The sequence below is a fragment of the Knoellia locipacati genome (assembly GCF_007992835.1).
Classification (GTDB): Bacteria; Actinomycetota; Actinomycetes; order Actinomycetales; family Dermatophilaceae; genus Knoellia; species Knoellia locipacati.
Genome location: NZ_BKBA01000008.1, coordinates 1 through 21,547 on the forward strand (window position 1 = coordinate 1; position 21,547 = coordinate 21,547).

19 protein-coding genes, 2 tRNA genes and 2 pseudogenes are annotated in these 21,547 nt (G+C 71.8%); 14 read left to right on the forward strand and 9 right to left on the reverse strand.

The features are described 5' to 3' along the window. Positions 1 to 488 (reverse strand): hypothetical protein (locus KLO01_RS08130; protein WP_147064011.1); only part of this gene is annotated, 488 nt, incomplete at its 3' end. Between the two features lie 234 nt (positions 489 to 722). Here KLO01_RS08130 and KLO01_RS08135 point away from each other — a divergent pair. From KLO01_RS08135 to KLO01_RS08150, 4 genes are read left to right on the forward strand one after another with little or no spacing between them, the layout of a single operon-like run. After that, complete coding sequence (locus KLO01_RS08135; protein ID WP_186827969.1) at positions 723 to 2,159, forward strand: chymotrypsin family serine protease; 1,437 nt, start codon at positions 723 to 725, stop codon at positions 2,157 to 2,159. Between the two features lie 2 nt (positions 2,160 to 2,161). After that, entirely contained in the window at positions 2,162 to 3,088 is a 927-nt protein-coding gene (locus KLO01_RS08140) for a phosphotransferase family protein (protein WP_186827970.1), read from the forward strand. After that, on the forward strand, positions 3,085 to 3,984 hold the full coding sequence (locus KLO01_RS08145; RefSeq protein ID WP_147064014.1) for a T3SS effector HopA1 family protein: 900 nt from the start codon (positions 3,085 to 3,087) through the stop codon (positions 3,982 to 3,984). Before KLO01_RS08140 ends, KLO01_RS08145 begins: the two co-directional genes overlap by 4 nt. 32 nt (positions 3,985 to 4,016) lie before the next feature. Continuing rightward, complete coding sequence (locus KLO01_RS08150; protein ID WP_186827971.1) at positions 4,017 to 5,252, forward strand: lanthionine synthetase LanC family protein; 1,236 nt, start codon at positions 4,017 to 4,019, stop codon at positions 5,250 to 5,252. Positions 5,253 to 5,293: 41 nt separating this feature from the next. Here the strand turns inward: KLO01_RS08150 and KLO01_RS08155 are convergent, their stop codons facing one another. Beyond that, on the reverse strand, positions 5,294 to 5,635 hold the full coding sequence (locus KLO01_RS08155) for a protoporphyrinogen oxidase (RefSeq protein WP_246136116.1): 342 nt from the start codon (positions 5,633 to 5,635) through the stop codon (positions 5,294 to 5,296). 129 nt (positions 5,636 to 5,764) lie between these two features. Here KLO01_RS08155 and KLO01_RS08160 point away from each other — a divergent pair. From KLO01_RS08160 to KLO01_RS08165, 3 genes and pseudogenes are all read left to right on the forward strand, one after another. Continuing rightward, positions 5,765 to 5,852: transfer RNA gene (locus tag KLO01_RS08160), tRNA-Ser, on the forward strand. A gap of 275 nt (positions 5,853 to 6,127) precedes the next feature. Further along, positions 6,128 to 6,247, forward strand: a pseudogene (locus KLO01_RS17550) (glycoside hydrolase family 32 protein); the annotation flags it as partial. 130 nt (positions 6,248 to 6,377) lie between these two features. Then, positions 6,378 to 8,513 carry a glycoside hydrolase family 32 protein gene (locus KLO01_RS08165; protein ID WP_307725668.1) on the forward strand — a complete coding sequence of 712 codons (2,136 nt, stop codon included), beginning with the start codon at positions 6,378 to 6,380 and terminating at the stop codon, positions 8,511 to 8,513. Positions 8,514 to 8,599: 86 nt separating this feature from the next. Here the strand turns inward: KLO01_RS08165 and KLO01_RS08170 are convergent, their stop codons facing one another. After that, complete coding sequence (locus KLO01_RS08170) at positions 8,600 to 9,625, reverse strand: LacI family DNA-binding transcriptional regulator (protein WP_147064020.1); 1,026 nt, start codon at positions 9,623 to 9,625, stop codon at positions 8,600 to 8,602. Between the two features lie 143 nt (positions 9,626 to 9,768). Between KLO01_RS08170 and KLO01_RS08175 the strand changes: the two genes are divergently transcribed. The 6 genes from KLO01_RS08175 to KLO01_RS08200 all read left to right on the forward strand — a co-directional run bounded on the left by KLO01_RS08175 (position 9,769) and on the right by KLO01_RS08200 (position 15,335). Continuing rightward, positions 9,769 to 10,860, forward strand: a complete 1,092-nt coding sequence (locus KLO01_RS08175; RefSeq protein WP_147064022.1) for a substrate-binding domain-containing protein — start codon at positions 9,769 to 9,771, stop codon at positions 10,858 to 10,860. Between the two features lie 2 nt (positions 10,861 to 10,862). Next, positions 10,863 to 11,885, forward strand: coding sequence for an ABC transporter permease (locus KLO01_RS08180; protein WP_147064024.1), 1,023 nt, complete (start codon positions 10,863 to 10,865; stop codon positions 11,883 to 11,885). Further along, positions 11,882 to 12,718 (forward strand): ATP-binding cassette domain-containing protein, encoded by an 837-nt coding sequence (locus KLO01_RS08185; RefSeq protein ID WP_147064026.1) that lies wholly within the window; start codon positions 11,882 to 11,884, stop codon positions 12,716 to 12,718. The genes KLO01_RS08180 and KLO01_RS08185 overlap by 4 nt, the downstream gene beginning before the upstream one ends. Further along, on the forward strand, positions 12,715 to 13,104 hold the full coding sequence (locus tag KLO01_RS08190) for a universal stress protein (protein WP_147064029.1): 390 nt from the start codon (positions 12,715 to 12,717) through the stop codon (positions 13,102 to 13,104). Before KLO01_RS08185 ends, KLO01_RS08190 begins: the two co-directional genes overlap by 4 nt. A gap of 314 nt (positions 13,105 to 13,418) precedes the next feature. After that, complete coding sequence (locus KLO01_RS08195; RefSeq protein ID WP_009776543.1) at positions 13,419 to 13,622, forward strand: cold-shock protein; 204 nt, start codon at positions 13,419 to 13,421, stop codon at positions 13,620 to 13,622. Positions 13,623 to 13,817: 195 nt separating this feature from the next. Beyond that, entirely contained in the window at positions 13,818 to 15,335 is a 1,518-nt protein-coding gene (locus KLO01_RS08200; RefSeq protein ID WP_246136117.1) for an LCP family protein, read from the forward strand. 209 nt (positions 15,336 to 15,544) lie between these two features. Here the strand turns inward: KLO01_RS08200 and KLO01_RS08205 are convergent, their stop codons facing one another. The 3 genes from KLO01_RS08205 to KLO01_RS08215 all read right to left on the reverse strand — a co-directional run bounded on the left by KLO01_RS08205 (position 15,545) and on the right by KLO01_RS08215 (position 16,544). Then, complete coding sequence (locus KLO01_RS08205) at positions 15,545 to 16,063, reverse strand: methylated-DNA--[protein]-cysteine S-methyltransferase (protein WP_147064033.1); 519 nt, start codon at positions 16,061 to 16,063, stop codon at positions 15,545 to 15,547. A 41-nt stretch (positions 16,064 to 16,104) separates the two neighbouring features. After that, on the reverse strand, positions 16,105 to 16,314 hold the full coding sequence (locus KLO01_RS08210) for a hypothetical protein (RefSeq protein WP_147064035.1): 210 nt from the start codon (positions 16,312 to 16,314) through the stop codon (positions 16,105 to 16,107). Positions 16,315 to 16,454: 140 nt separating this feature from the next. Then, positions 16,455 to 16,544, reverse strand: a tRNA-Ser gene (locus tag KLO01_RS08215). Between the two features lie 113 nt (positions 16,545 to 16,657). Here KLO01_RS08215 and KLO01_RS08220 point away from each other — a divergent pair. Then, the gene (locus KLO01_RS08220; protein WP_147064037.1) at positions 16,658 to 17,128 is read left to right on the forward strand and encodes a hypothetical protein; all 471 of its coding nucleotides are present in this window, start codon (positions 16,658 to 16,660) and stop codon (positions 17,126 to 17,128) included. A gap of 71 nt (positions 17,129 to 17,199) precedes the next feature. Here KLO01_RS08220 and KLO01_RS17580 read toward each other — a convergent pair. From KLO01_RS17580 to KLO01_RS08235, 3 genes and pseudogenes are all read right to left on the reverse strand, one after another. Then, positions 17,200 to 17,888 (reverse strand): annotated as a pseudogene (locus tag KLO01_RS17580) (GOLPH3/VPS74 family protein). A gap of 47 nt (positions 17,889 to 17,935) precedes the next feature. Beyond that, on the reverse strand, positions 17,936 to 19,180 hold the full coding sequence (locus KLO01_RS08230) for a bifunctional glycosyltransferase family 2/GtrA family protein (RefSeq protein WP_147064041.1): 1,245 nt from the start codon (positions 19,178 to 19,180) through the stop codon (positions 17,936 to 17,938). After that, the gene (locus tag KLO01_RS08235; protein WP_147064044.1) at positions 19,177 to 21,369 is read right to left on the reverse strand and encodes an ArnT family glycosyltransferase; all 2,193 of its coding nucleotides are present in this window, start codon (positions 21,367 to 21,369) and stop codon (positions 19,177 to 19,179) included. The genes KLO01_RS08230 and KLO01_RS08235 overlap by 4 nt, the downstream gene beginning before the upstream one ends. Positions 21,370 to 21,547 lie beyond the last annotated feature (178 nt).

The window sequence follows — 21,547 nt, forward strand, 5'->3', positions numbered from 1 at the left end:
CCGATGCCGTCGCCCCACCCGATGCCGTCGCCCCAGCCGCTGGCCGTCATGACGTGGGCGAGGCCGACACCCTGCACGCCGCGTGCGCGCGCCGACTGGAGGACCTCCCACGCGTCGGCCGGCGGGGCGTTGCGCTGCGTGGCGACGAGCCGGATCGCGGTGTGCCCCACCGCATCGAGCTGCTCGAGGATCCCGTTCTCGCGAGCGAAGCCCAGGAGCGTGTCGTCGGGAACCGGCTCCACGGCATACCCGACCTCCTTGGCCGCCTCCTCGAGCGAGCGGAAGCGGTCGTCGAACTCCGGTCCCAGCAGGCCGCTCACGAGCAGGACGTCCCCGACGTATGCCGTGGGCTCGGGCACGCGTCCGTCGACCCGGACCGCCGTGGTCGGGTCGAGGAGGCGGACGCCCAGTCGCCGGACCGCCGTGCCGGGGATGACGGTGGTGGGGATGCGTCGCATGGCCCGTTCGGGCCGCTCGTCGTGGTTCATCGGTGCCTTCCGAGAGCTCTGCCTGCTGACTCGCGGCGGCTGGTGCCGTCAGTTCAGCGTAGGGAGTGGGCGGTCACCACGTCAGGAGTTTGGGCAAGCCGCCCAGATACCTCTTCGGCACATCTTTGTGTGCGAATTCGTCCCCGTGGCCATGTATCTGGCGCCGGCCGCCGGACTCCTTGTCGCTGTCGGGGTCGTACAGGGGCGGCCCCGCACACTCGTGAAGGAGCAGTCATGGCCACACAGTCGGAACAGGCCGCGCAGCGCGCAGCGATCCGTCCGGTGAAGGAGTCCGTCGAGGACCAGCTCATCGCCACGCCGGGGGTCGTCGGGGTCGACATCGCCGAGAAGGAGACCGGGGGGAGGAAGACCGGCGAGCTGAGCATCGTCGTCTTCGTCGAGAAGAAGAAGCCGAAGTCCAAGCTCGGCAAGGGCGCACTCATCCCCAAGGAGATCGATGGCGTCAAGACCGACGTCCAGGAGCTCGTCATCGAGCTCCAGCCGGCGTTCCGCCAGGTCGACGACGCCGACTTGTTCGTCGACCCGGCGGACTACCCGACGCTCGCCGGTGGGATCGGCATCGGGCCGCGACGCTCCGTCTTCCTGACGCCGCCGGACGTCCCGGCGCCGGGCAACTACGTGTTCGTCGGCACGCTGGGTGCGATGGTCCGTGACCGGGCCACCGGCGCCACCATGGCGATGACGAACTTCCACGTCGCGTGCGTCAACAACACGTGGACCGTCGGCGACCGCATGGTCCAGCCCTCGCTCGTCGACGGTGGTGCGCCCACGGGGGAGTTCGGGTCGCTGACCCGCGCCGTCCTCTCCGACAGCACCGACGGCGCCGTCATCACCGTCGACACCACCGAGCCGTGGACGGCGACCGTCACCGGTGTCGGGGACGTCAACGGCAGCACGGCGGCGACGGTCGGCATGGCCGTCCAGAAGCGTGGCCGGACCACCGAGCACACGTTCGGCACGGTCGCGTCGACCGACTTCACGGTGACGATCGACTACGGCAGCGACGTGGGGTCCCGCACCCTGCGCCACCAGATCCGGATCGACACCGACACCACGCGCAACCCGCGGTTCTCCGACCACGGCGACTCGGGCTCGGTCGTCCTCGACACCTCACGCAACGTCGTCGGCCTCCTCTTCGCCGGCAGCAACGACGGGTCGATGACGTTCGCCAACCCGATCCAGGCCGCGCTCGACGAGCTCGGGGTCGACCTGGCCGTGCCGACCACGCTCGTCACCCGGCCGATCTCGGCGTGCTTCACCTCGCGGATCGCGATCTGCCTCAAGACGCACCCCGCGGTCACGTGTCCGACGATCCGGACCCGGATCCCGGCTCTCTGCCCGACCTTCGTCACCCGGCCGGCGATCTGCGACTTCGTCACCCGCCCGGTCGTCTGCGACCTCGAGGTCACCCGGCCCGGCTGCACGCTGCCGACCCGGGCCTGTGGTGGGGAGTGGGAGCGCCCGCCGATCGACCAGTGGGTCCGCGGTGGGCAGCAGGGTGGCTACGGCGCCTCGGCGGAGGAGATCGAGTCCGCCGCCGACGAGGCCTTCTGGACCGGCTACCGCGCCGCCCTCGAGGAGGTCGACGCGCTCGACTCCGGAGCCGGTGGCAGCGGAGCCGGTGGCACCGGCGCTCCGGGTGGTGCCTGACCGTGGTCTCGTCCCCCGGCCTGCTCGGCTCGGCCGTCCGTCACGGGCTCGTCCCCGTGGCGGACGTCCGCGCCGGCCGCGTGCACGTGCGGCCCGTGTCGCGCAGCAACCCGGTGCACGTCATCGAGCGCGCCGGGGTGGCCGTGGGCTACGTCAAGCAGCCGGGGACGGCCGCCTCCCTCGACGGTGACGACACCGTCGGCGTCGAGGCGAGCATCCTGCGCGCCATCGCGCCCCTCCGGCTCGCACCGACCCCGATCCTGCAGGGAGGACCGGGGTCGGTGTGGATGACCGCACTGCCCGGCGTCGAGCTCGGGGGTGTGGGCGGAGACGCCGTCCTGCGGCCCGTCGCCACTGACCTCGGCCGGGCCCTCGCCCGCCTGCACCGCCACCCGGTCGTCGGCTCCGGTCTGCCGCGGGCCTCGACCCCGTGGCCGTTGCTCGACGACCTCCCGCCGTCGATGGCGGGCGGACGGCTGCGTGACGACACCCGGGCCGTCCTCGCCCGGCTGGACGATGCCGCGGTCCGCCGGGCGATCGACACCGCCGGTGCCCAGTGGCGCCCGACGCACCTCGTGCACGGAGACATCGCGGCCGGGAACGTCATCGTCGAGACCACCGCCTCGGGTGGCGTGCGAGTGGGACTCATCGACTTCGAGCTCGGCGGGGTGGGCGCCCCCGAGCACGACCTGGCCTCTGCCGCAGCGATGCTCACCGACCTCTCGCGTCCCGGGCTCGACCTAGCGGCGCTGTGTCTCGACGCCTACTGGGCCGCTTGCGGACCCGCCACGCTCACCGGCCCGTGGCGCTGCGTCCGGGCACTGATGACCGCCTGGCAGGGGGCCCTCAACCACGGTGAGGCCGGCGCCGCCGACGTCGCCCGGCTGCTGGCCCGCGCCACGGCCGCCGCCGAAGGGGACCCGGCATGAGCGGCTGGCGACCCGAGCACGCGACCCAGGTGCTCACGGCATACGACGTCCTTCGCGCGTCCCCCGAGGACGCCTCACCCGCCGACGTGCTCTATCGCGACTGGTATGCCGTCCGCCCACCTCGGACCGGGCCGCGCCCCCGGTGGTCCGCTCCCGTGTCGGGCACGGCACGGGCGGCCGACGCGGCCGCGACGAGGTGGAGCGCCGACGACACCGAGGTCGTGGCGACCGGCATCGCCGGCGTGGTCGTGGTGGCCACGCCGGGTGGCCGGCGGGCGCTGTGCCGTGGGGAGTACGTCACGACGCAGGGTCGACCCGGCTTCCCGCCGCGCGTCGGCGACCGCGTACGGGCACTCGACCGCCCCGGGTCCGTCATCCAGGAGGGGTGGTGGCGGACCTGGGGCGGTCGATGGGACCCGAGAGCGGTGCCCGAGGACCTGGTGCGCGTCTATCTGCGACCGCGTCCCGGGGCCGTCGGCGCAGTGGTGCGGGCGGTGACCGCCGCGCTCGCCGACGACGACGAGTGGCTGCTCAAGGTCGCCACCACCGCGGACCAGCTCGAGCGTCCGGACGCCTGCGTGGTCTATCTCGCCGGGACGTGCCGGGACGAGCGCCGCGAGACGGTGGTGGCCGCGGTCGCCGGGCTCACCGAGGGAGCTCCGCCACCGCTCACCGAACGGCTGGCCGACGGGGTCGGCTGGGCGCAGGACCCGGGGGACGGTCGGAGCTTCGGTGAGGTGAGGTGCGAGACTCTGGTGGCGGCGTACCGACGGGTGCCCGACGCGGGGGTGGGGACCGGCACGTGGCTCGACCTCGTCGCCGAGGAGATGCGCCGCGGAGGTCTGGACCCATCCAGGCCGCACGTCGCTGACGAAGACAGGGGGACACGGCGATGAGCGCCGTGTCGATGCAAGGGGAGCAGGACGCGGTGACCGGGACGGAACCTCAGGACGACCGGGATCGCGTCCTCGACGCCGCCCACCGCTGCGTCGACCTGCTCGTGCGGACCGCGATCATCGACGACGCCGGTGACCCGACGTGGCCCACGTGGGAGATGGGCCCTGAGGGGGCCGTCGGCGTCGTTGCGGGCCGGCGCTCCCTCTATGACGGGGATGCCGGGGTGGTGTGGGCACTGACCCACCTCGGCACCGCCCTGAACCGCCACGACGCGACCGAGCTCGCCGCGTCGGGCGCCGAGTCCCTGCGCCGCACCCGGCCCGCGGGTCCCGACGTCCCGGCCGGACTGCTCGTCGGTGAGGCCGGGGTGTCCCTGCTCCGGCAGGCCCGCAACGGTGTCGGCATCGGCTGGTCCGACGGCAGCGACCTCACCGACGGTCTCGCCGGGATCCTGCTGTCCCTCGCCCGCACCCGCCGACACGAGGCCCACGCCGCCGCGATCGTCGCCGAGCTGAGGCACCGCTCGCACGCCGAGCCGTGGGGGCGCAGCTGGCCCGACCACCGGCTCGCCGGTGAGGCCGCGCGACCGCTGTGCGGCCTGGCTCACGGAGCCTCCGGCATCGCCTGGGCGCTGGCCGAGGCGGCCGCGGTGTGGCCGCGGCTCGCGCCGTCGGCGCTGGAGCTGGCCGGCGAGGCCCTCGCGTGGGAGGCCTCGTGGGCGGAGCCGGTGCGCGGGGGCTGGCCGGACCTGCGAGAGGGCGACGTGACCTGGCCCGACCTGTGGTGCCACGGTGCCGCGGGGGCCGGGGCCGTGCGGCTGCGCCTGCTCGAGCTGGCCGACGCCGGCCTCGACGTGCCGTGGCCGACCGACACGACCCGCGCCGAGGCCGAGATGGCCGTGCAGCGGTGCGGGCGTGCCATGAGTGACGCGGCCGAGCAGGCCGTCACCGGCGGCCCCGACACCGTCGCCGCGGGCTGGACGCTGTGCCACGGGGCCGGTGGCCCGGCCGGCGTGGTCGCGCTCGCCGCGGACATCCTCGGGGTGCCCGAGCACCGCGAGCGGGCCCTCGCCGCCGCCGCGGCGTTCGTCTCGGCGGCACCGGTCGACCCGGGCGTGTGGCCCTGCGGGCTGCGCGGAGCCGACGGCGACGTCTCGCTGGTCACCGGTGCCGCGGGCACGGCGGTGCTGCTCGCCGACCTCGCCCGGCCGGGAACGGTCCCGTCCCTGGCGCTCCTCGGCGCAGGAGGGGTGCGACAGTCGAGCTGAGGCGGGCCCCCACAGTGGTCAGAGCCCGGCTGATCCCCCGCTCAACGCCGGGTGGCGCTGCTCCACGGGTCGTCGTCGCGCGCACCGGCCGAGGCCACCCACGGGTCGCCGCCCGTCGTGCGGTCGCGACCCGCGCTCACCTGCGAGGGCACGGTGCGCGAGGCGCGCAACTTCTCGCTCGTGGCCTTGGCGGCATCGGCGACGAAGTCGGCGACGACGGGAGCGGCCTTGGTGCGGGCGCTCTCCTTGGCCACGGCGACCTGCTTCTGCACGGGTGCGCTCTGCCAGACCTTGCCGGAGACGGTCTTGATCTGCTCGTAGCGCTGCTTCCCGGCTCGGGCGCCGAGGACGTAGCCGGCCGCGAGGCCGACGAGGAAACTCATTCTGGGCATCGGTGTCGGTGTCCTTCCGTTGGCCCTCGACCCTACCCGGCGAAGGATGCGGTGCGGGTTCCGCGTCAGGGGCGCTCCCGGCATACCCTGTCTGTCGGTCACCGGTTCGCCGGTGGACCGGGCGGGTTCGCATAGTGGCCTAGTGCAGTCGCCTTGAAAGCGACCAGAGGGAGACCTCTCGTGGGTTCAAATCCCACACCCGCCGCCACCACCACCGGGGACGAAGGGCCGACCGGCGCCCGCGTCTCACTTTCGGCTCCTGCGTTTGACGTACCCGCCGGTCTCCCTTTTCATCGTCGTTGACAACGTTGTCATACCTCGGGGAGACCGTCCATGCCAGCTTCACCTCGTCCACGCCTGCGCCACCGCCACGGTGTCGTCCTGCTCGTCGTCGCCGCCCTCACGATGCTCGGCATCGCGCCGGCGTCGGCGGACACGCCGCAGCACCGTCCGGCCTACCACTTCAGCCCCGCGAAGAACTGGATGAACGACCCCAACGGGCTCGTCTTCCACAAGGGCGTCTACCACCTGTTCTTCCAGTACAACCCGCTCGGCGACCGCTGGGGCAACATGTCCTGGGGCCACGCGACGAGCCGTGACCTCGTCCACTGGGACGAGCAGCCCGTGGCGATCCCGTTCGATGCCAACGAGGGCGTGTTCTCGGGTTCGGTCGTCGTCGACACCAACCAACAGCTCCGGCTTCGGCACGGCGAAGAACCCGCCGCTCGTGGCGATGTACACCAGCGCCTACACCCCGGCCAGCGGTCGCGACGGCATCCAGGCGCAGTCGCTCGCCTGGTCGACCGACGACGGCACGACCTGGACGAAGTACTCGGGAAACCCGGTCATCGACATCGGCTCGCGCGAGTTCCGCGACCCCAAGGTCTTCTGGTACGCCCCGGCCAAGGAGTGGCGGATGGTCGCCGTGATCGCCAACGAGCACAAGGTGCTCATCTGGCGATCGACCGACCTCAAGGCGTGGACACGCCTGTCCGAGTTCGGTCCTCGCAACGCCACCGGCGGTGTCTGGGAGTGCCCGGACCTCTTCCCGCTCGCCGTCGACGGCGACCCCACCAAGGTCAGGTGGGTCATGCTCGTGAGCCTCAACCCCGGCGGGATCGCCGGCGGCTCGGGCACGCAGTACTTCGTCGGCGACTTCGACGGCACGACGTTCATCGCGGACGGGCCGGCCACATACGAACCCCCGAAGGGCACGCTCCTCCAGGGCTTCGAGAACGGGTATGCCGGGTGGACCCCGACAGGGACCGCGTTCGGCTCCCAGCCCGTGGCCGGCTCGCTGCCGGGGCAGCAGACCGTGACCGGCTACGTCGGCCAGCGGCTCGTCAACAGCTTCGTCGACTTCGACGCCGCCCAGGGCGAGCTGACCTCGCCGAGCTTCACGATCGACCAGCGCCACCTCAACTTCCTCGTGGGCGGCGGCCGCCACCCCGCGGTACCGGGCGCGACGCAGGGCGACCCCGGGGGTGAGGTCTTCACCGACTTCGAGACCCTCGACCCGGCGAACCACCTGCCCGCCGGATGGAGCGCCACGGGTGACTTCGTCGGCTACGGCGCGACGAGCTCGGGTCTGCCCTACCACCAGGGCGAGAAGGTGCTCGACTCCTGCGTCGTCCCCGACCGGTGCGACCTCGCGACTGGCACGTTCGTGTCGCCCGAGTTCACCGTGACCCGGGGCTACGTCAACCTGCTCACCGCCGGTGGCGCGCACCCGCTCGGCGCGAGCGGCCCGACGGTGGTCGAGCTCGTCTCGGGTGACCGGGTCGTCGGGTCGGTCACCGGCAACAGCTCGGGCGACATGGACTGGCGCCACATCGACGCGCGGTCGGTCATCGGCCAGAAGGCCCGCATCGTCGTCCGCGACGACAACAGCAGCGGCGACTGGGGTCACCTCATGGTCGACGACATCCGGTTCTCCGACAGCGCCGCTGGTCCGCGCGACACCCAGACGACGGTCAACCTCGTCGTCGGCGGGGAGGTCGTCCGGTCGAGCACCGGGTCGGACAGCGAGGCGCTCGACTGGGCCTCGTGGGACCTGTCCGACCTCCAGGGACGGTCGGCGCAGATCCGGGTGGTCGACCACAGCTCCGGCGGCTGGGGCCACATCCTCGCCGACCAGTTCATGCTCGCACCCTCCCCGGCGAAGAACGGCACCGAGCGGGCGAGCTGGGTCGACCACGGGCGTGACAACTACGCGGGCGTGACGTTCAACGGCCTGCCGGACTCGCAGCGCACGACGATCGGCTGGATGAACAACTGGCAGTACGCCCATGACGTCCCCACGAGCCCGTGGCGCGGCCAGATGACCATGCCGCGCACGCTGTCGCTCGTGTCGACCGCGGACGGGCCCCAGCTGCGTCAGACGCCCGTGGCGGCCGTCGAGAAGGCGCTCGTCAACCGTGACAAGGAGCAGGCCAAGGTGCGCTCGCTCGCGGCCGGCGTGAAGCCGACCGGCCTCGAGGCGACGGTGGCTCGGGTCGAGGTCCGGGTGGCCCTCGGGTCCGCGACCGAGGCAGGCGTCGTGCTGCGGCGCAGCGCCGACGGCTCGGTCGGCACGAGGGTCGGGGTCCGGCGTGACGGCACGCTCGTCGTCGACCGCACCAGGAGCGGCGACGTGGCGTTCAACGCGCTCTTCGCAAGCCTCGAGAAGGCGCCGGTGACGGTGCGCGACGGTGAGGCGAGCTTCACGGCATACCTCGACCGCAGCTCGGTGGAGGTCCTCGCGCAGGGCGGGCAGCGGTCGGTGACCGACCTCATCTACCCGCCGGCGTCGGCCACGGGGATCGCGGCCTACGCGGTGGGTGGGACGGCCAAGGCGGTCGACCTCAAGGTGACGCCGCTGCGCCCTTGACGCACTGTCACGAACCCGACTGATGGCCCCGGTGGGACACGCTCGTTGGCCTCGCGTGTCCCACCGGGGCAATCGGTACGGACCGGTCAGGCGGGTGGCGGGATCTCGCCGGACCCCCGCACGACGAGCGTCGGCTCGACGACGACGCGCTGCGGCGGGCTCACGTCGCCGTCGAGACGGGCGACGAGCAGGTCCGCGGTGAGCCGCCCGATCCGGACGACGTCCTGGCGGATGACCGTGAGGGGCGGCGTGAGCAGGTCGGCGAGCGGGAAGTCGTCGAAGCCGACGAGCGCCACGGACTCGCTCAGGCCGCGTCGGCGCAGCGCCCGGGCAGCACCTTGGGCCAGGTCGTTGCGGCCGGCGAAGATCGCCGTCGGCGGGCGGTCCAGGTCGAGCAACCGGGTCACGGCCTGCTCGCCGGCCTCCGCGCCGCGCAGGCCGGTCACCGTGAGCCGCTCGTCCGGGTGGATGCCCCGGCTCCGGTGCGCGTCGGCGAAGCCCTCGAGACGGTGACGGGCGGTGTAGATCCCGGGCAGGTCGATGAGTGCGGCGATGCGCCGATGGCCCTGTGCGAGAAGGTGTTCGGCGCCCATGCGAGCACCTTCGGTGTTCTCGACCGTCACCGAGTCGGCGGCGATGCCGCTGGGCTCGCGGTCGACGAGCACGACGGGGAGCCCGGCCCTCATCTCGGAGGACAGGTAGTCCTGGCGGTCGGTCGACGGCATGAGCACGAGCCCGTCGACCCGGCGCGTCACGAGGTCGTGGACGAGGGCGCGCTCGCGGTCGGGCTCCTCGTCGAGGCTGGCGGACAGGATGGCCGTGCCGCGGGCGCGCATGGCGTCCTCGAGCGAGCGCAGCAGGGCGGCCGAGAAGCTGTTGCTGACGTCCTGGAGCAGCGCGCCGATGAGGCCGCTGCGGCTCGCGCCCCGGCGCAGGTTGCTCGCCGCGAGGTGGTGCCGGTAGGCGAGACGGCCGACGGCCTCCTGCACCCGGACCCGCACCGGTTCCGCCACACCGGGTTCGTCGTTGACCACCCTCGAGACGGTCTTGATGCTCACCCCTGCCAGGGCCGCCACGTCGCGCATCGTGGCCCGCTCGACCCGGTCACCCATGGGTCGCGCACCTGTGTCGGAAGGAAGACAACGATGTCACCGTCATGTCACGAGTTGTACGGCATCCCTTGACCTGAGCGCAAGGTGCCCCTATAAATGACGTTGACAACGTTGTCATCGGACACCTCAAAGGAGAGTCATCCATGCGCACCACCTCCCGCGCCTCCCGCGCACTCGTTCTCGCCGTGGCAGCCTCGACGGCCGTCGGCCTCTCGGCCTGCAACCGGTCCAGCGACTCGGACACCGGCACCGGCGGGCAGGCCCAGATCGGCGTCGCCCTCATCACCAAGGACTCGACCAACCCGTTCTTCGTCGCCATGCAGAACGGCGGCAAGGCCGACGCCGCCAAGAACAACGTCAAGCTCACCGTCGCCTCCGGCAAGCAGGAGGGTGACGACCAGGGCCAGATCACGGCGATCGAGGACGCGATCGCCCGCGGTGACAAGGGCATCCTCATCACGCCGATGAGCACCGGCGTCAACGCCGCCATCAAGAAGGCCCGCGACGCCGGCCTCTACGTCATCGCGCTCGACACGCCTCCGGACCCGGCCGACACGGTCGACATCACCTTCGCCACCGACAACCGCGAGGCCGGCAAGCTCATCGGCCAGTGGGCAGCGGCACAGGTGGCGGGCAAGCCGGCGACGATCGCGCTGCTCGACCTGTTCAGCGACAAGATCGTCTCGGTCGACTACAACCGCGACCAGGGCTTCCTCGAGGGCATGGGCATCGACGTCAAGGACGGCAAGAAGAACGGCGACGAGGCCCCGACCGGCAAGTACACCGCGTCCGGCGGCGGCGACTACACGATCGTCTGCAACGAGGCCGGCAACGGCGCCGAGGACGGCGGCCGCTCGGCGATGGAGAAGTGCCTCGCCAAGAACCCGAACATCAACGTCGTCTACACGATCAACGAGCCGACGGCCGTCGGTGCCAACGCCGCCCTCAAGGCGGCCGGCAAGACGGCGACGATCGTCTCGGTCGACGGTGGCTGCGCCGGCGTCGCCTCGGTCAAGAGCGGCGTCATCGGCGCCACCGCCCAGCAGTACCCGCTCAAGATGGCGACCGAGGGCATGGCCGCGATCGCGACGGTGGCCCGCGGTGGTGAGAAGCCGAAGCCCGACACGGGTCTCGACTTCAAGAACACCGGCGTCGCCCTCGTGACCGACAAGCCGGCCGAAGGCGTCAAGAGCATCACCGCGGACGAGGGCTCCAAGATCTGCTGGGGCAACTGACCATGACTGCCGACGTCACGTCTGCTGCTGCCGAGTTCGCTCGGCGGCAGCAGTCGCCGGTGCAGAGGCTGCAGCACCAGCTCCACGGCAAGCCGTGGCTCAGCCCGCTCTTCCTCCTCATCGCCGCGTTCATCACGTTCTTCATCGCCACACCGACGTTCCTCACCGCGAACTCGATGGGCATCCTGCTCCAGCAGACCGCGGTCGTCGCCGCGCTCGCCATCGGTCAGACCCTCGTCATCCTCACGGCGGGCATCGACCTGTCCGTGGGCGCGATCATGGTGCTGTCGATGATGGTCATGGCGACCCTCGCCAAGGACGACGGCATGCCCGGCATCCTCGCGCTCCTCATCGGGGTGCTGCTGGCGGTGGCCGCGGGCTTCCTCAACGGCTGGCTCGTGACCCGGATCAACCTGCCGCCGTTCATCGTCACCCTCGGCACGCTGAGCATCTTCACCGCGATCGCGCTGCTCTACTCGGGCGGCTCGAGCATCCAGGCCGACCACCTGCCGGGACTGCTCAACTTCCTCGGTGAGGGCTTCGGCATCGCGGGCTTCCGCGTCACGTGGGGCATCGTCGTCGTCATCCTCATGTACGCCGTCATGGGCTTCGTCCTCTCGCAGACCGCCTGGGGCCGATACGTGTATGCCGTCGGCGACGATCCCGAGTCGGCTCGCCTCTCGGGTGTGCCGAGCAAGCGGATCCTGCTCGCCGTCTACACCGTGGCCGGCCTGATCTACGGCATCGCGGCGTGGATCCTCATCGGCCGCGCGGGTGCGGCGACGCCGAACGCGGCGCCGGACGCCAACCTCGCGAGCATCACCGCCGTCGTCATCGGTGGCACCTCGCTCTTCGGTGGCCGCGGTCGTCTCATCGGGACGCTCATCGGTGCGCTCATCGTCCAGACGTTCGCGTTCGGGCTCTCCCAGATGGGTGTCGACCAGCAGTGGCGAGTCCTCGCCACCGGCATCCTCGTCATCGTCGCGGTCGCCATCGACCAGTGGATCCGAAAGGTCAAGTCATGACAACCACTGATCTCGAGGTCGCCCACGGCGGAGTCCCCGCGGGCAAGGAGCACGTCTACGACCAGGAGCCCGTGCTCTCGGCGCGCAACCTCGTCATCACCTTCGGCCGCGTCGTCGGTCTCGACGGGGTCAACCTCGACCTCTACCCGGGCGAGGTGCTCGCGGTCATCGGCGACAACGGCGCCGGCAAGTCCACGCTCATCAAGTGCCTCACCGGGGCCTACGTCCCGGACTCGGGCACGGTGACGATGAACGGCGAGCCGGTCTCCTTCAAGAAGCCGCAGGACGCCCGCGACGCGGGCATCGAGACGGTCTACCAGCAGCTGGCCGTCATCCCGGCGCTCGACATCGCGAGCAACCTCTACCTGGCCCGCGAGGACCGGCGCAAGGGTCCGCTGGGCTCGGTCCTGCGGATGCTCGACAAGAAGGGCATGGAGAAGCGGGCCGGTGAGTCGGTGCAGAACCTCGGCATCCAGACGATCCAGAACATGGGTCAGGCCGTCGAGACCCTCTCCGGTGGTCAGCGCCAGGCCGTGGCGGTGGCCCGGGCCGCCGCGTTCGGCAGCAAGGTCGTCGTCCTCGACGAGCCGACTGCCGCGCTCGGCGTCAAGGAGTCCGGGATGGTGCTCAACATGGTCAAGCAGCTGCGCGACAAGGGGCTGTCGGTCATCCTCATCTCGCACAACATGCCGCACGTGTGGGAGGTCGCCGACCGCATCCACATCCAGCGCCTCGGTGGCCGGGCCGGCGTCATCACCCCCGAGACCCACGACATGGGCGAGGGCGTGGCGATCATGACCGGTGCCAAGAAGCTCAGTGAGGACGCGCCGTGACGATCGTCGTCGGCTACATCCCCAGCCCCCAGGGGCTGGCGGCGGTCGACGCCGCGATCGAGGAGGCGCAGCGACGCAGCGACCGGCTGGTGGTCGTCAACTCCGGTGTCCTCGGTGACTACACCGTCGCGAGCTTCGCCGATCCGAAGGACCTCGACGCCCTCGACGCCCAGCTCACCGAGAAGGGCATCGACCACGAGGTCCGGCAGTCGACGCGGGGCCTCGCGCCGGCCGAGGAGATCCTCTCCGTGGCTGCGGAGGTGAGCGCGGACCTCATCGTCATCGGTGTCCGCAAGCGCTCGCCGCTGGGCAAGGTCGTCACGGGCAGCACGGCGCAGCAGGTGCTGCTCGACGCGACCTGCGCCGTCCTCGCCGTCAAGGCCTGACAACCCTTCGAGAGGTATGCCGGGAAGCCCGCTTCCCGGCATACCTCTCGGTCGTTCCCCGGGTGCGTGAACAATCGGCGACGCGACGTTCTCGGGCAGGCACACCCCGGGGGTTTGCTGGTAAGTTCGTGACCGGTTGCACAACGCAGTTCCTCGCAGGTCGCAGTACGCGCCCGTCTCGCTTCCACAGAAGGCGGGCGTTGATGTGTCGCGGACCGGTCCGCCGGTTCGTCTGGGGTTTGGCAGGAGTGCAGCCGGTGGGCGCCGCGATTCTGCTGCGTCCGAGTGCTACACACAGGAAAGAGTTACCCCACATGGCACAGGGCACCGTGAAGTGGTTCAACGCTGAGAAGGGCTTTGGTTTCATCGCCCAGGACGGCGGTGGACCGGATGTCTTCGTTCACTACTCCGCCATCGACACCCAGGGCTACCGCAGCCTCGACGAGAACCAGCAGGTCGAGTTCGAGGTCACCCAGGGTCCCAAGGGTCCGCAGGCCGAGCAGGTCCGCCCCCTCTGATCGAGGACTCCACACAGTCTTTGAGCGAGGCCCCCTCCGCCGTGGCGGAGGGGGCCTCGTCGTCCGTCCGGGAGGCGGAGTGACGGGCGTCACCGGGGGTCAGGGACCTCCCAGGGTCGGCCTCTACACTCGATGCGCGCCTCGACCGCCGAAGCCTCGGGCGCAGGACCCGAGCAATCCGACGAAGAGGACCGAGTGCAGCACGACGAGCGCGACGAACGTGGTGAGCAGAACCCGCACGGCAGGGGTTCCGGCACCCGTGCCGCCATGCGCGCGAGCCACCGCGCCAAGAGCGTGCGGCGCCGCCGTCGCTGGCTGGCCGCCGTCGGTGTCGTCGCCGCGCTGCTCGTCGTCGGCATGGTGGCGACCTACCTGCGGCTCAACGGCAACATCGACCGGCTCGACGTCTCCAAGATGGTCGGCAAGGACCGCCCGACGCCCTCCGGTGACGTCGCGCGTGGGCCCCTCAACATCCTGCTCATCGGCTCGGACGTCCGCGAGGGTGAAGGCAACGAGAGCTACGGCAACGGCGACTGGGAGCCCGGCCAGCACTCGGACACCAACATCCTCATGCACATCTCGGGGGACCGGAAGTCCGTGACGATGGTGTCGATCCCGCGCGACTCGATGGTCCCGGCGCCGGTCGACTGCAACGGTGACGCGCCCGAGGACCAGTGGCGGGTTCACCAGTGGAACCAGAACTTCAACACCGGTGGGCCCGGCTGCGTCATCCGCACCCTCGAGGGCAACACCGACATCTTCATCAACCACTTCGCGGTGGTCGACTTCAGCGGGTTCAAGGGCATGGTCGACGCGCTCGGTGGCGTCCCCGTCTGCACCCCGTTCGCCATCGACGACCCCAAGGCGAAGTTCACCCTCTCCGCCGGACGGCACACGCTCGACGGTGAGCAGGCCCTGGGCTACGTGCGCACCCGCAAGAGCCTGGGCGACGGCTCGGACATCCAGCGCATCAAGCGCCAGCAGGCGTTCCTGTCGTCGGTCGCGCAGCAGGCGACCGACACCAAGCTCCTCCTGCGGCCGGACAAGCTCCTGCGCTTCCTCGGTGCGGCGACCAGCTCCCTGCAGATGGACCCCGACTTCGGCCTGGGGCCGATGAAGGACATCGCCGAGAGCATCAAGGGCATCGGCGTCGACAAGATCCAGTTCGTCACGGTCCCGACCGAGGTCTATCCCAAGGACCTCAACCGCGTGCAGTGGGCGCCGGAGGCGCAGGAGCTGTGGGAGTCGATCCGCTCCGACCGCGAGCTCGGTGCGCCCACCCCGACCCCGAGCCCCACGTCGACCGAGCCCCTCACGGTCTCGCCCGACGCGGTCCGGGTCCAGGTCGTCAACTCGTCCGGCGTCGTGGGTCTGGCCAAGCAGGCCGTCGCCGGGCTGCGCGTGCAGGGCTTCGCCGAGGTGACCTCGAGCAACGGTGACGCCGTCGTCAAGGGTGCGACCGTCGAGTACTCCGGCGACCGCGCCGAGGCGGCCCGCACGGTGGCCGCCGCTTTCCCCGGCGCCACCGTCAAGAAGTCCGAGGCCGCTCTCGGCACCCTCATCCGGGTGACGCTCGGCACCGGTTCGCCCGACGTGGTCGAGGTCCCGAACCGCCTGGGCAGCGAGCCGCTGCCCAAGCCGACGCTCTCGTCGACGCCGTCGTCGTCCGGCTCGATCCAGGCACGCAAGGCGAGCGACGACATCTGCTCCTGACCCCCGCTCCGGGAGCCGGCCGGTGGGTGGGTGGCTGGGTGGGTGGGTGGCCACATTATCGGGTGACCCGATAATGCGGCGCTCGACCCGAGGTGGCATCCGGGGTCGAGCGCGACGTTGTCGGGTGACCCGATAATGCTGGGGCGGGTGGGACGACGGCAGGAGTGATGGGGCCAGCGGACGGCATGTCAGGGGTTGCCGTGGCCCGGTCAGAAGAGGCGGGACTCGGCGACCTCGGGTGGCTCCTCGATCTCGAGGAGCCGGGCCTTGCGGTCGAGCCCGCCGGCGTAGCCCGTCAGCGAGCCGTCGGCGCCGACGACGCGGTGGCACGGGATGAGGACGCTCACCGGGTTGCGGCCGACGGCCTGTCCGACGCGCTGCGCGAGGCCGACGTTGCCGAGCTCGCGCGCGATCGCGCCGTAGGTCGTCGTCTCGCCGTAGGGGATAGTCACGAGCAGGTCCCACACGCGTTCGGAGAAGGCGTCGCCGTGCGTGACGGTGGGGACGGTGAAGGTCGTGCGCTCGCGACGGACGTACTCGCCGAGCTCGCGCCGGGTCGCCTCGAAGACCGGGTCGCCAGCCGAGGGCACCTCGGCGCCGATGTCCTCGACCTTGGGCGGGTGCCAGTGGCGAGGGAAGTAGAGGCCGGCCAGGGCGTCGCCCTCGGCCACGGCGAGCAGGTCGCCGAGGTCGGTGGTGACGGTGGCGTGGCGGCGGTCGGTCGTCATGCCCGTTGAACGGCTGCGCGGCGTGGCGTGTGAGTCCATCGTCAGCGCCGGAACGACTGGACGAGGAAGAGCAGGAGGCAGCCGGCCGAGACGACAAGCCCGACGGCCATCACGAGGGCCATGGGGAACCGCAGCCACGAGTCCTGCGCCGAGTCGCCCACCTGCAGCGTGCCGACCGTGACGACCCAGGCGAGGACCATGACCCCGAGCAGCGCGCGGGGCGACCGGCGCCGGGTCAGGAGCTCACGCATAGCGTCAGTGTGCCTGATCGCACCGACAGCAGACCGGCTTGAGAACCGACAGCAGCCGGTGGGCGGAGGGCCGAACAGCCGCCGCCGAGGAGGCATGAAAAAGCCCCGGGCCGCACGCGACCCGGGGCAGTTCCAGTGTGCGGAGGCGGAGGGATTTGAACCCTCGATGGGCGGTTAGCCCAAACCGCATTAGCAGTGCGGCGCCATAGACCGGACTAGGCGACGCCTCCTCAGCCGGATCAGGGTAACCGTCCGGCCACGCCGACAGCAAAGCGGCTGCGCGGATCGGGACCGCGGGACACAATGAGCCGCCGTCCGACCACCGCCCAGGAGCACCCCACCCATGTCCGTCCCGCCCCCCTACGCCCTTGCCGCGCCGCCCTCGGCCGCACCCACGAACCGCCCCTCCTGGGTGGCCTGGACGGCGCTCGCCCTGAGCGCGGCGGCCTTCGTCGTCGCCACCGGTGTCGGGATCGTCTACGCGGCGAACACGTTGTCCGACGGATCCGCCGATGGGTCCGGCGAGGGTCTGTTCTACGACGCCGGGATGCCCGTCTGGGGCACCGTCGAGCTCGCACCGTCGGGCGCCGCGACCGAGCGGATCCTCACCGACAGCCTCGAGGACGCGCTGCGGACGGGCATCGAGGACTTCGACGGCAGCGCCGAGGACATCAGCGACGTCTACTGCGAGGCGCTCACGGCACCGAGGACGAACTCCGTGGCGACGTGCGTCGCGAGCGTGCAGGACGTCGAGACGACGGTCGTGCTCGTCTTCCTCGACGACGAGGGCGGCTACCTCGCGACGGTCTACTAGCTCGTGAGGCCCTCGCCCGCGAGGCCCTCGCCCGCGAGGCCCTCGCTCGCGAGGGACTGGCTCGCGAGGGACTAGCTGCCGGCCACGCCGGCTCCCGCCGTCGACGCCACGACGGCTGCGATGACCGCGGCGTTGACGGCTGCGTTGACGTCCGAGATGGCCTTGCTCACGGCCTCTCCGGCCCAGCCGCCTTCGGACACGACCTTGGCCCGCCGCTTGAGCTCGCGGCCGGGCAGCCCGCCGAGCCCCTTGAAGAGCGTCGGCACGGCGCCCACGGCGAGCAGCAGCGACAAGAGGGAGGCAGTGCGCGCGTCGGGCGTCCTCGAGCCCAGCAGGATCTCGCCGAGGGCGCGCCGCGTGGCGTCCCGAGTGCCACCGGCCCGCGGCAGCCACTGCGTCTGGGGGATGACACCGAGCAGTCTCGAGCGGCGCTGCTCGACGTGCCCCGTGGCGGCCAGGGCGGCATACCTTTGGTCCTTGAGACCCTTGGCGACCTTGCCGAGGACGTTCTGGGCTTCTTGCCCTCGTGGGCGGCGAACGCCGACAGCGCGGCGTCGAGGGCCGGGTCGCCGAACGGCGTGCGGTCGAGCACCTGGAGCCGGCCGCGCGCATCGATCCCGACCCGGCCGGCGAGCGCCAGCTCGCTGAGCAGGGCGCCGGCGAGGCCGAGGCCGATGGTGCCGGACACCGGGCCCATGACGCGTCCGTCGGGCAGCGTCACCTGCAGCAGGAGGTCGTCGGCGAGGAGCATCGTGCGCATGTCCCGACGGTATGCCGGCCGCTCACCTCGCGCCTCCACCGTGAGGACTAGCGCGGGGCGCTCGCGAGCGTGGTCGCCGGCTGCTCCGTCGCCGGCTGCTCCGTTCCCAGCTGCCTCGTCGCCGGCTGCGGGTCGCGGCCGGGAGCGAAGATCCACGTCCGCATGAGGACGAACTTCGCCGCCGTCGAGACGGCCGTCATGACCCCGACCGCAGCCGTCTCCACCCACGTCGGCGACGCGGTGGTCACCACGTGCAGCAGGCCGAGGCCGGCGGTCGTGAGCGCCAGCGTCATCGCGAAGACGACGAGCGCCTGGAGCTGCTGTCGGGCCGCGCCCACTCGTCCGCGCACCCCGAACGTCCAGCGCCGGTTCCACGCCGTGTTGGCGACGGTCGCGACGAGCAGGGCGACGGCGTTGGCGAGGGCGGCGGAGGCCATGCCCTGCCGCAGCAGCGCGAACAGCCCGAGGTGCAGCACGGTGGACACCACGCCGACGACCGCGAACACGGTCGCCTGGCGCGCCAGGTGGGCGCCGGGACCACGGCGTCCGAAACGGTCGGCGAGAGCCGTGACCGGGGCGGAGGAGGCGGCCAGGGTGCGCCGCATCCGCCACACGCCACGCAGGTCGTCGCGCGCGGTGCTGACGATGTCGACGCGGCTGTCGGGGTCGTCGTACCAGTCGACGGGGACCTCGTGGATCCGCAGCGTGGCGCGCTGGGCGAGGACGAGCAGCTCGGTGTCGAAAAACCACGTGGTGTCCTCGACGAGGGGCAGCAGCTCCCGGGCGACGTCGGCCCGGATGGCCTTGAACCCGCACTGTGCGTCGGTGAAGCGGGCACCGAGGGCGCCACGCAGGATGAGGTTGTAGCCGCGCGAGATCACCTCGCGCCTCGGACCGCGCACGACGCGCGCGCCCCGGGCCAGCCGCGAGCCGATCGCGATGTCCGAGTGTCCGGACAGCAGCGGTGCGACGAGCGGGGCCACCGCGGCGAGGTCGGTCGAGAGGTCGACGTCCATGTAGGCGAGGACCTGCGCGTCGGAGGCGAGCCACACCTGCTTGAGCGCGCGTCCACGTCCCTTCTCGGCCAGGTGGACGGCGTGCACGTCCTCGAGCTCGGTGGTGAGCCCCTGGGCCACGAGCCAGGTCGAGTCGGTGCTCGCGTTGTCGGCGACCGTGATCCGGAACGGGTGGGGGAAGTCCGCCGCGAGGTGCGCGTGGAGCCGGCGCACGCTCGTGGCGAGCGACCGCTCCTCGTTGTGGACCGGGACGACGACCTCGAGCACGGCGCTCACACCGTCACCGCCGTCGTGCCCGACGTGCCGGAGGTCGACGTGCCGGCCGTCCCCACCGGCGCCGTGAGGTCGTAGAACGTGGACCCGTCGATCGTCACGGCCGTGAAGCTCGCCTGGACCCACGCCGAGATCTCCGAGGCCGTGCCGCTGCCACCCATGCCGCCACCACGGCCACCCATGCCGCCACCGCTCGCGGCGAACCAGTGGATCTGGCCGGTCTCGACGTACTCCTGGAACTGCGCGAGGGTCGGACTGGGGTCGGAGCCGTTGAACCCGCCGATGGCCATGACCGGGAGCTCGGTGCCGAGCTGGAGTCCGGCCGCGTTCTGCGAGCCGATGGCGGCGGCGACCCAGCGGAAGCTGCTCGCGTCCTCGGACAGCGCAGCGACGACCTCGGTGCTCGGCGTGCTCGCGTCGAGCAGCCCACCCATCCCGCCGGGTGCGCCACCCGGCACGCCGCCGGTCGTGCCGCCACCGGGAGCGCCGCCCGGGAACCCGCCGACCGCACCGCCGGGCATCATGCCCTGCGGGCCACCCCCGGGAGCCGCGCCGCCGGGCATCCCGCCGCCACCCGGCATACCGCGTCCTCCGGGACCGCCCATGCCACCGGTGGTCGGACCTGCGGTGACGATCGAGCCGGAGTGTGCCGTGCCGACGGTCGTGAGGCTGTATGCCGTGGGGCCGGCGAGCGCGGAGATGAGCGCAACGGCGAGGACGGCCGGAACGGCGCGGCGGGGGAGCCGGGCGACGAGCAGCAGACCGAGGGCCGCGGCCAGGCCGACGACGAGGACGAGGACGCGAAGTCCCTGCCCGTATGCCGTGGTGCGCCCGAGGAGGACGTAACCCCAGGCCGCGGCCGCTCCGGTCGCGGTCGCGAGGGCGCCGGCGCCGACGAGGGTGTGACGACGCTCCCACGCCTCGGCCGAGCCCATGCCGACGAGGGCGGCGACGGCGGGTGCGAGGGCGACGGTGTAGTACTCGTGGAAGATGCCGGCCATGAGCGAGAAGGTCAGCATCGTCACGACGAGCCAGCCGCCCCAGACGAGGTAGCCCGCGCGACGCAGGTCGGTGCGGGGGGCGCGACCGCGCAGCCACAGGCCCACGGCGAGCAGGACGAACGCGCTGGGGATGAGCCACGAGATCTGGCCTCCGATGCTGCTGCTGAACATCCGTCCGAGGCCCGTGGTGCCCCAGCCGTTGCCGCCCCCGACCGAGCCGGTCTCGTCGCCGCTCAGCCGGCCGAGGCCGTTGTAGCCGAAGGTGAGCTCGAGGAAGGAGTTGGTCTGGCTGCCGCCGATGTAGGGACGCATGCTCGCCGGGACGAGCTCGACGACGGCGACCCACCAGCCGGCCGACAGGACCATCGCCGCGACACCGGTGGCGGCGCCGACGACCCGGCGGCGCAGGCTCGTGTCGGCGGCGACGAGGTAGGCGATGCCGAAGAAGGGCACGACGAGGAGGACCTGGAGGGTCTTGGTGAGGAAGCCCAGGCCGATGAAGACGCCGACGAGGGCCATCCAGCGGGCCGAGCCCTGCTCGATGGAGCGCATCGTCGCCCAGGCGCCGAGCGCCATGAGCAGGACGAGGAGCGCGTCCGGGTTGTTGAACCGGAACATGAGGACCGCGACCGGGGTGAGGGCCATGACCGCTCCGGCGACGAGGCCGGCGCCGTGGCCCCAGTGGCGGCGGACGGTGGCGTGGACGACGGCGACCGTGCCGACGCCCATGAGCACCTCGGGCAGGAGGATCGAGAACGAGCTCAGGCCGAGGAGGCGCACGCTCAGCGCCATGACCCACAGGGCCGCCGGTGGCTTGTCGACGGTGATCGAGCTGCCGGCGTCGGAGGCGCCGTAGAAGAACGCCTTCCACGACTCGCTGCCGGCTTGGACCGCGGCCGAGTAGAAGCTGTTGGCCCACCCGTTGCTCGTGAGGTTCCACGTGTAGAACACCGCCGTGAGGGCGAGGAGGGCGAGGAGCGCCGGGCGGGCCCACGAGGGGTCCTCGGGGTTCCCGCGCAGGAGGCGACGGGCGCGGCCCGACGCGGGTGACTCGGGGGCCGCGGCCGGCGACGGCGGCGTGAGTGGTGCGGCCGGTGTCGGCGGCGCGGGGAACGCCACGCTGCGGTGTGCCGCCGAGGGCCTGGCGTCGGCGGAGCCGGAGGAGTCTGGGGAGAAGGTCAGCGCGTTCATGACGACAACGCTCGGGCCGCCCGCTGTGGGGGTGCTGTGACGTCGCTGTCGTGGCGGAGTGAGCTCCGAGCACCCTGCCGCGCCGGCGCTGTGCAGTGCTGCGCTGGGGTGCAGCAGTGCACAGTCTGGACGCCCCCACGCTCTGGCGCTGTGCAGTGCTGCGCTGGGGTGCAGCAGT

What these genes read in the sequence shown, in the direction of transcription:
- KLO01_RS08195 (WP_009776543.1), top strand. Translation starts at nt 13,419, where the DNA reads ATGGCACAGGGCACCGTGAAGTGGTTCAACGCTGAGAAGGGCTTTGGT.
- KLO01_RS08135 (WP_186827969.1), top strand. Translation starts at nt 723, where the DNA reads ATGGCCACACAGTCGGAACAGGCCGCGCAGCGCGCAGCGATCCGTCCG.
- KLO01_RS08165 (WP_307725668.1), top strand. Translation starts at nt 6,378, where the DNA reads ATGTACACCAGCGCCTACACCCCGGCCAGCGGTCGCGACGGCATCCAG.
- KLO01_RS08220 (WP_147064037.1), top strand. Translation starts at nt 16,658, where the DNA reads ATGTCCGTCCCGCCCCCCTACGCCCTTGCCGCGCCGCCCTCGGCCGCA.
- KLO01_RS08175 (WP_147064022.1), top strand. Translation starts at nt 9,769, where the DNA reads ATGCGCACCACCTCCCGCGCCTCCCGCGCACTCGTTCTCGCCGTGGCA.
- KLO01_RS08185 (WP_147064026.1), top strand. Translation starts at nt 11,882, where the DNA reads ATGACAACCACTGATCTCGAGGTCGCCCACGGCGGAGTCCCCGCGGGC.
- KLO01_RS08145 (WP_147064014.1), top strand. Translation starts at nt 3,085, where the DNA reads ATGAGCGGCTGGCGACCCGAGCACGCGACCCAGGTGCTCACGGCATAC.
- KLO01_RS08180 (WP_147064024.1), top strand. Translation starts at nt 10,863, where the DNA reads ATGACTGCCGACGTCACGTCTGCTGCTGCCGAGTTCGCTCGGCGGCAG.
- KLO01_RS08210 (WP_147064035.1), bottom strand. Translation starts at nt 16,314, where the DNA reads ATGCGTGAGCTCCTGACCCGGCGCCGGTCGCCCCGCGCGCTGCTCGGG.
- KLO01_RS08205 (WP_147064033.1), bottom strand. Translation starts at nt 16,063, where the DNA reads ATGACGACCGACCGCCGCCACGCCACCGTCACCACCGACCTCGGCGAC.
- KLO01_RS08235 (WP_147064044.1), bottom strand. Translation starts at nt 21,369, where the DNA reads ATGAACGCGCTGACCTTCTCCCCAGACTCCTCCGGCTCCGCCGACGCC.
- KLO01_RS08170 (WP_147064020.1), bottom strand. Translation starts at nt 9,625, where the DNA reads ATGGGTGACCGGGTCGAGCGGGCCACGATGCGCGACGTGGCGGCCCTG.
- KLO01_RS08155 (WP_246136116.1), bottom strand. Translation starts at nt 5,635, where the DNA reads ATGAGTTTCCTCGTCGGCCTCGCGGCCGGCTACGTCCTCGGCGCCCGA.